This is a genomic window from Arthrobacter humicola, from assembly GCF_022803015.1.
Taxonomy (GTDB): domain Bacteria; phylum Actinomycetota; class Actinomycetes; order Actinomycetales; family Micrococcaceae; genus Arthrobacter; species Arthrobacter humicola_A.
In genome coordinates, this window is sequence record NZ_JAFKON010000041.1 from 1 (window position 1) to 461 (window position 461).

At 69.4% G+C, this 461-nt stretch carries 1 protein-coding gene; it reads right to left on the reverse strand.

Annotation, left to right across the window (positions count from 1 at the left end; all coding sequences use genetic code 11):
• Positions 1-418: ATP-binding cassette domain-containing protein (locus tag ARTB_RS21360; protein ID WP_308197266.1), on the reverse strand; the 418-nt coding region annotated here is incomplete at its 3' end.
• Between the last annotated feature and the right edge of the window lie 43 nt (positions 419-461).

The window sequence follows — 461 nt, forward strand, 5'->3', positions numbered from 1 at the left end:
GGTGCTTCTCGAAGCCGTTGAGCCCGACGAGGTCGATGGCCCACTGCGCCTTCGGGGTGCGGACGCGCTTGGGCTGCCAGTTGAGTTCGGCGAGCAGTTCGACGTTCGACTGCACGTCGCGCCAGGGCAGGAGCGTGGCGTCCTGGAAGACGTAGCCGATGCGGTCGGTGTTGACGGTGGCGACGCCCTCGGTCGCGGTCTCGAGCCCCGATGCGATGCGCAACAGGGTCGATTTTCCGCAACCGGAGGGGCCGACGACGCTGACGAATTCGCCGCGGTTCACGGTGAGGTCGACGCCGGAGAGGGCGGTGGTGCCGTTGGGGAACGTCAGGGCGACGTTGCGGAAGTCCAGGATCGGCGCGGTGGGATCCGCGACGGATACCGGGGCGGGAGAGGCCAAGGTCACGGGGGCGCTCACTTTCCGTTGGGGGCGGGTTACGACGCCGTCGCGGGTGCGGCGG